Annotated in this window: 7 protein-coding genes and 1 pseudogene; all 8 read right to left on the minus strand. The window is 57.9% G+C overall.

Features of this window, described 5'->3' with window-relative positions:
- Positions 1-7: 7 nt before the first annotated feature.
- Positions 8-262 (minus strand): YkgJ family cysteine cluster protein, encoded by a 255-nt coding sequence (locus ACRESJ_RS15690; protein ID WP_431758717.1) that lies wholly within the window; start codon positions 260-262, stop codon positions 8-10.
- A 165-nt stretch (positions 263-427) separates the two neighbouring features.
- Positions 428-919: a translation initiation factor 2 gene (locus ACRESJ_RS15695; protein WP_431758718.1), complete on the minus strand. Its 492-nt coding sequence runs from the start codon at positions 917-919 to the stop codon at positions 428-430.
- 100 nt (positions 920-1,019) lie between these two features.
- The gene (locus ACRESJ_RS15700) at positions 1,020-2,459 is read right to left on the minus strand and encodes a PLP-dependent aminotransferase family protein (protein WP_020799971.1); all 1,440 of its coding nucleotides are present in this window, start codon (positions 2,457-2,459) and stop codon (positions 1,020-1,022) included.
- A 329-nt stretch (positions 2,460-2,788) separates the two neighbouring features.
- The gene (locus ACRESJ_RS15705) at positions 2,789-3,601 is read right to left on the minus strand and encodes an OmpA family protein (protein ID WP_431758719.1); all 813 of its coding nucleotides are present in this window, start codon (positions 3,599-3,601) and stop codon (positions 2,789-2,791) included.
- Entirely contained in the window at positions 3,598-3,954 is a 357-nt protein-coding gene (locus tag ACRESJ_RS15710) for a DUF4398 domain-containing protein (RefSeq protein WP_431758720.1), read from the minus strand. The genes ACRESJ_RS15705 and ACRESJ_RS15710 overlap by 4 nt, the downstream gene beginning before the upstream one ends.
- Positions 3,955-3,963: 9 nt before the next feature.
- On the minus strand, positions 3,964-4,800 hold the full coding sequence (locus tag ACRESJ_RS15715) for a substrate-binding periplasmic protein (RefSeq protein WP_431758721.1): 837 nt from the start codon (positions 4,798-4,800) through the stop codon (positions 3,964-3,966).
- A gap of 195 nt (positions 4,801-4,995) precedes the next feature.
- A complete protein-coding gene (locus ACRESJ_RS15720; RefSeq protein WP_431758722.1) occupies positions 4,996-5,925 on the minus strand; it encodes an electron transfer flavoprotein subunit alpha/FixB family protein in 930 nt (309 codons plus the stop codon).
- Positions 5,926-6,015: pseudogene (locus ACRESJ_RS15725) on the minus strand (electron transfer flavoprotein subunit beta/FixA family protein); the annotation flags it as partial.

A 6,015-nucleotide genomic window follows, 5' to 3' on the forward strand; every position in this document is an offset into this window, starting at 1 on the left:
TGACACATCACGCCGCCGTCATTTGCTCCCACCAGCCAATCAGCCTGATGGCTTCTTCGCTGCTGGCGCCACACACCTCAACGTCAGCCATAAAGCCGGAACACACTGCGGGCCGTTCCGCCTTACCGAAAATGTTGCACAGGTTTTCGGCAGACAGCTGCACACAGCGCTCACCGGCAGGCTTGCCATTGGGCATCCCGGGAATGGGTGAACTGATGGAAGGGGCAATGCAACAAGCGCCACAGCCCTCACGGCATTTCATGACGACAAGCTCCTCGCGACGAGCAATGTGTTAAAGGACGGGGCACAGAGTAACCGCTAAAACAGTTGTTTTAAATTACCCGGCCACGGGTTTTTATCTGAAAGGTAGCGTGACTGCCCGGTCTCCGACAAAGCGTCTGGCTCGCGGGTCCCGAACTGCAGAGGTTTACCGCTTGAACTCGATTTCCAGCGCGGCGCCGTCGACTTCGCGACGCTCTTCATTACGCAGTTGCAACTGCATTTCGTTGTTCAACAGCCGTCCATTGAGCTCATACGGGCTGCTCTTGTCACCGAACATCTGCGGCAACATCGCTTCCCGCTTGGGCAGTGGTACGGTGCCAACCGGTTTCAATTCCTCGACCATGTCCTTGGGCAGACTTAAATCAAGATCGGCCGAAGGCAGCTGGGTTTTCAAAACTTCACTGGCCGGTTTCGATTTTGAGGCGATCGGTGGGCGCTTTTTTACCGGGGTCTTTTTTTGGACCACAGCTTTCTTTTTGACCGGTGCGGCTTTTTTTGCGGGTTCGGATTTTTTCGCTGTTGTCTGGGATCCGCTGGACGACGGTTTTTCCGGCACGGAAGCGGCCATGACGGATAGCGGCTGAACACTCACTAGCAGGCAGATCAACAGCCAGGCGGAAGGAAAAATTGGCTTCATGGACCCAACAGCGTAAACGGTGGCAACGACAGTGGCGCATATGCTCGCCTGTTGCAGCCGACATGACAAGCTCGCGGACAGGGATTAGCTGCCCGTCCCATCAAAAGCCGCCGGCCATCTCCTGGCAAAGCTGAGTGGCCAGCATGCCCAAGGTCATCAATGCGCGCTCGGCTTCACGATTCCACGGGATGCCACAGTTGAGCCGGATGCAGTGGTTGAACTGTTCGGTGTTACTGAAAATCAGCCCCGGCGCGATACTGATACCTTGCTGCAACGCCCGCACATGCAGTTCCTGGGTGTTGACCCGCCCCGGCAGACTCACCCACAAAATGAAACCGCCTGTCGGACGAGTCATCTGCGTACCTTCGGGGAAGTACTGCTGTACCGCGAGCTGAAAGGCGCTGAGGTTCTTGCGGTACTCCTGACGGATGTAACGCAAATGCCGGTCGTAACCGCCATTTTCCAGATAAGCGGCAATGCCCATCTGCGTGACGCTGCAAGCCGAATGGGTGCTGAATGTCTGTAACCGCTGGATTTCCTGCTGGTACTTGCCGGCGATCATCCAGCCGATCCGAACACCCGGCGACAACGTCTTGGAGAAACTGGAGCAATAGATCACCCGATCCAGCCGGTCGTAGGCCTTGAGGGATTTGGTGCGCCCCTGCTCGAACATCAACTCGCCGTAAATATCGTCCTCGACGATTTGAATGTCGAAATCCGATGCCAGGCGCAGCAATTGTTTCTGCCGCTCCTCGGGCATGGTGCCGCCCAACGGATTGCTCAGACGAGTGGTCAACACCAAAGCCTTGATCGACCATTGGTTGGCCGCCAGTTGCAGGGCTTCCAGACTCATGCCGGTGGACGGATCGCTGGGAATTTCGATGACCTTCAGACCCAGCAAATCGGCCAGTTGCAGCAATCCGTAATAAGTGGGCGATTCGGCGGCGATCAGGTCCCCAGGCCGGGTCAGCACCCGCAGTGACATCTGCAAGGCGTCAACGCAGCCATGGGTGATCACCACTTCTGAAGGATCGACCACTACGCCGGCATCACGCATGCGGATCGCCACCTGTCGGCGCAGCGGCTCAAAACCGGGGCTGAACATGTAGCTGAAAGCGCGTGGACTATGGAAACGGGTGACTTTGGCCAATTGCTGGTGCAGCGCTCGCACCGGCAGGTAATCGACGCTCGGTACTGCTGCGCCCAAGGGGAAAACGCCTTCGCGGCGGGATTCGACCAGCACCTGTTGAATGATGCTGCTGCGTGTGACCAGCCCAGGACGTTCGACCCGGGCGATGTCCGGTGTCGGCGCCGTCAAGGCCGGGGTCTGGTGCACGTAGTAACCCGACTGCGGCCGGGCCCGGATCAGCCCCTGATCTTCGAGATTGGCATACGCCTGCAACACCGTGGCATGGCTGACGTTGAGCTGCGAACTCATCTTGCGCACCGAAGGCACGCGCTCGCCCGGTTGATAGACACCACGGCGGATGTCTTCGGCCAGTTGCTGGGCAATACGCTGATAAAGCAAGAGATTGGTCATGACGCAGCACTCGATTTCACGGGCATTTTATTCTTGTGTAAAACAATACCGGAACAGTTTGGAAGTGTACTGGGACAGTTGCCACAATAGTCGACAGTACAGTGCAGTGTCAGCAAAAACTGTACTGTTTTTTCGCAGGCACAAAAAAACCCGGCGCTGTCTGGCAGGCCGGGTTGTATGAACGGTGCAGAATCTGCGTAGGAGCTGTGTAGGAGCTGTGTAGGAGCTGTCGAGTGAAACGAGGCTGCGATCTTTCAACGCTAAAAAGCAAAATCAAAAGATCGCAGGCTTCGCCAGCTCCTACAGGATGTCTGGCGACACGTCCGATTTTAGCGGGCCGCGCCGAGCTGGCCTTTTTCGTCAGAGAACACGATTTCCACCCGGCGATTCTGCGCCCTGCCGCGTTCGGAGGCGTTTGCATCGACCGGGTATTCGTCGCCGTAACCTTCGACCTTGATACGCTTGTCGTCGATTCCCAGGTCCATCAGCACGTTCGCCACGGACTGTGCGCGATCCCGGGACAGCTTGAGGTTTTCCTGCTTGCCGCCGGTACTGTCGGCATAGCCTTCGATTCGCACCACGCGCTTGGGGTTGAGCTGCAGGAACTGCACGATCTTCAACACCACACGGTTGGCCGAGTTCTTCAACTCTGCCTCACCGGTGTCGAACAGCACATCGCCCAGGGTCATCACCAAGCCGCGATCAGTCTGCGTAGTGGCCATCGCTACGATCTGCTCTTCGAGCCATTTACCCTGCTGTTGCACGCTGAGCAGTTTGGACTCGCGCAAGGCCAATTGCAGGCGCTGACGCTCCAGCTCGAGCTTGGCCGCACGCTCTTCGTTGAGCACTTTATTGGTGTGCTCCCGAGCGATTTCGCTATAGCGCTGGCTCAAATAGGCGTACTGCACGACGTCCGAGCCGCTGCCCCAATAACTGGACAAGCGATCGGCCCGCGCCAGGGACTCACCCGCACGAATCACGTCCTTGGGCGCGATTCGCAGCACATTGGAGTCTTCCTTGACCTTCTGGAAGTCGGTGCCGGCCTGCTGTAACGCCGCTTCACTGCGCTGGCCGGCGCAACCATAAAGGCTCGCGCAACCAGCCAGGATCAGCCCCCCGAATACTTTGGACTTGAGATTCATTGGGCATCTCCCAGCTGCTTGTGCAAACGGGTGATGCGGGTATTGAGCACGCTCAACTGCTCCTCGCTCTTGAGGGTCAGGACCCGGGCTTCAGCCAGCCGAGCATCCAGCTCGGCCTGTTCAGCTCGCATCCGCGCATTCTTGAAGGATTGATCGGCCATGCTGCCCTTGGCGCGCTTGAACTTGTCTTCGGCCAGTTTCATTTCTGGCACTTCGTCGGCAGTCGCACCCACAGCCTTGGCTTGTTCGAGTGCCTGCTCGGTCAGGCGCATTTGTTCATTCGGCGCCGGATCGGCTGCACAACCCGCCAGAGCCAGGACGGCCAGGGCAGCGAAAAGAGGTCGAATACTCACTAAAAATCCCTACTGTTTTGGGGCACTGACAGGTTGTGGCTGCGGTTGTTTCTGTTGCGCATTCCAGCGCTCGATGTTTCGTTGCAGCACAGCCTCCGTCAGTCCGGACGCGGGCAATTCTGTCATCTTTTTGGCCAGCTGTCCGCGCAACCACGGATCGTTGCAGGCTGAGTTGTGGGAAACCGCCAGAAACAATCCCGGCTGGTCGACCGGTTGAGCACGGGCGATCAAGTCATTGGCCATGCCCAATGTCTGCGCCATCGCCATGCCCGAGTAACGTGCGGCCAATACAAACTCCACTTCGCCCAAGAGCAATTTCTGAAAGGCTTCAGTCAGGTTGGATGTACGGACGAGGGCCAATTGCTGCTCGGCAAATGTGACAAATGCCGAGGTCAGCCGGGACTTTTCCGACAAAGCGCCGGGATGACCGCGTAAATCCTGCACGTCGCTGTAGACCAGTGGCGAGTCTTTGCGGGTCCAGACCAGGTAATCGTTTTCCAATAATGGCGGATGAATGTAGTCCAGAGACTCCAGTTCACTGACCGTCAACGAGGCGTCCGCGAGCATGTCCATGCGACCGCTGCGTACTTCTTCCAGCGCTTGTGAGCGCTTACCGGCGTAAAGCAGTTCGACCTTGATACCCAACTGCCCCGCCACTTGCTGCAAAAGATCGGCACTGGCGCCTATCAGGTGCTTGGGGTTTTGTGGGTCTTGCCACAGGTACGGAGGCGCATCCGGGCTGCCGGTTACGACCAGGCGCTCGCATTTGCCTGCGGCGATCGACAGTGTTGGCAATAGCGCCAGCCCCAGTAGTAATGACCTGCCATATACACGGCGCAAATCCATGGCAACACACTCCCGTTGAGACCGTTTACATCTCTGTAGGAGCGAGCTTGCTCGCGATGGATTCGAATGCGCCGCGTTTATACAGAATGAACGCGTCATCATTGACCTCCATCGCGAGCAAGCTCGCTCCTACAGAAAAAAACAAAAAAAAAGCCCGACCATAAGGTCGGGCTCTTTATAAGTGAAGCAGCCGGATTAGACCAGCTTCTCCAGCTCAGGGATGGCTTCGAACAGGTCCGCCACCAGGCCGTAATCGGCCACCTGGAAGATCGGCGCTTCTTCGTCCTTGTTGATCGCAACGATCACTTTGGAGTCTTTCATGCCGGCCAGGTGCTGAATCGCGCCGGAGATACCGACGGCGATGTACAGCTGAGGAGCAACGATCTTGCCGGTCTGACCGACCTGCATGTCGTTGGGTACGAAACCTGCGTCGACCGCGGCGCGGGAAGCACCTACGGCAGCGCCCAGCTTGTCGGCCAGAGCGTACAGGTGTTTGAAGTTGTCACCGTTCTGCATGCCGCGGCCGCCGGAAACGACGATCTTGGCAGCGGTCAGTTCCGGACGATCGGACTTGGCCAGCTCTTCGCCAACGAAGCTGGAGATGCCAGCGTTGTGGGCGGCAGCAACGGCTTCAACGGCAGCGGAACCACCTTCGGCAGCAACCGGGTCGAAACCGGTGGCGCGCACGGTGATCACTTTGACCGCAGCGTTCGACTGAACGGTAGCGATGGCGTTACCGGCGTAGATCGGACGCTTGAAGGTGTCAGCGCTTTCTACCGAGATGATCTCGGAGATCTGGTCAACGTCCAGTGCAGCGGCAACGCGCGGCAGGATGTTTTTGCCGTTGGAAGTCGCGGCAGCCAGGATGTGGCTGTAGGCCTTGCCCAACTCTGCAACCAGAGGAGCAACGTTTTCCGGCAGCTGGTGCGCGTAAGCGGCGTTGTCAGCGTTCAGGACTTTGCTCACGCCAGCGATTTTCGCTGCGGCTTCAGCCACGGCGCCAGCGCCTTGGCCTGCAACCAGAACGTGGATGTCGCCGCCGATTTTGGCAGCGGCAGCAACGGTGTTCAGCGTGGCCGGGGCCAGCGCTTTGTTGTCGTGTTCAGCAATAACCAAGATAGTCATTTAGATTACCTTCGCTTCGTTTTTCAGTTTCTCGACCAGTTCAGCCACCGACTTGACCTTGATACCCGCGCTGCGTGCAGCCGGCGCTTC

Origin of the sequence: Pseudomonas sp. (assembly GCF_050739655.1) — a bacterium.
Classification (GTDB): Bacteria; Pseudomonadota; Gammaproteobacteria; order Pseudomonadales; family Pseudomonadaceae; genus Aquipseudomonas.

What these genes read in the sequence shown, in the direction of transcription:
- ACRESJ_RS15700 (WP_020799971.1), bottom strand. Translation starts at nt 2,459, where the DNA reads ATGACCAATCTCTTGCTTTATCAGCGTATTGCCCAGCAACTGGCCGAA.
- ACRESJ_RS15715 (WP_431758721.1), bottom strand. Translation starts at nt 4,800, where the DNA reads ATGGATTTGCGCCGTGTATATGGCAGGTCATTACTACTGGGGCTGGCG.
- ACRESJ_RS15695 (WP_431758718.1), bottom strand. Translation starts at nt 919, where the DNA reads ATGAAGCCAATTTTTCCTTCCGCCTGGCTGTTGATCTGCCTGCTAGTG.
- ACRESJ_RS15705 (WP_431758719.1), bottom strand. Translation starts at nt 3,601, where the DNA reads ATGAATCTCAAGTCCAAAGTATTCGGGGGGCTGATCCTGGCTGGTTGC.
- ACRESJ_RS15690 (WP_431758717.1), bottom strand. Translation starts at nt 262, where the DNA reads ATGAAATGCCGTGAGGGCTGTGGCGCTTGTTGCATTGCCCCTTCCATC.
- ACRESJ_RS15720 (WP_431758722.1), bottom strand. Translation starts at nt 5,925, where the DNA reads ATGACTATCTTGGTTATTGCTGAACACGACAACAAAGCGCTGGCCCCG.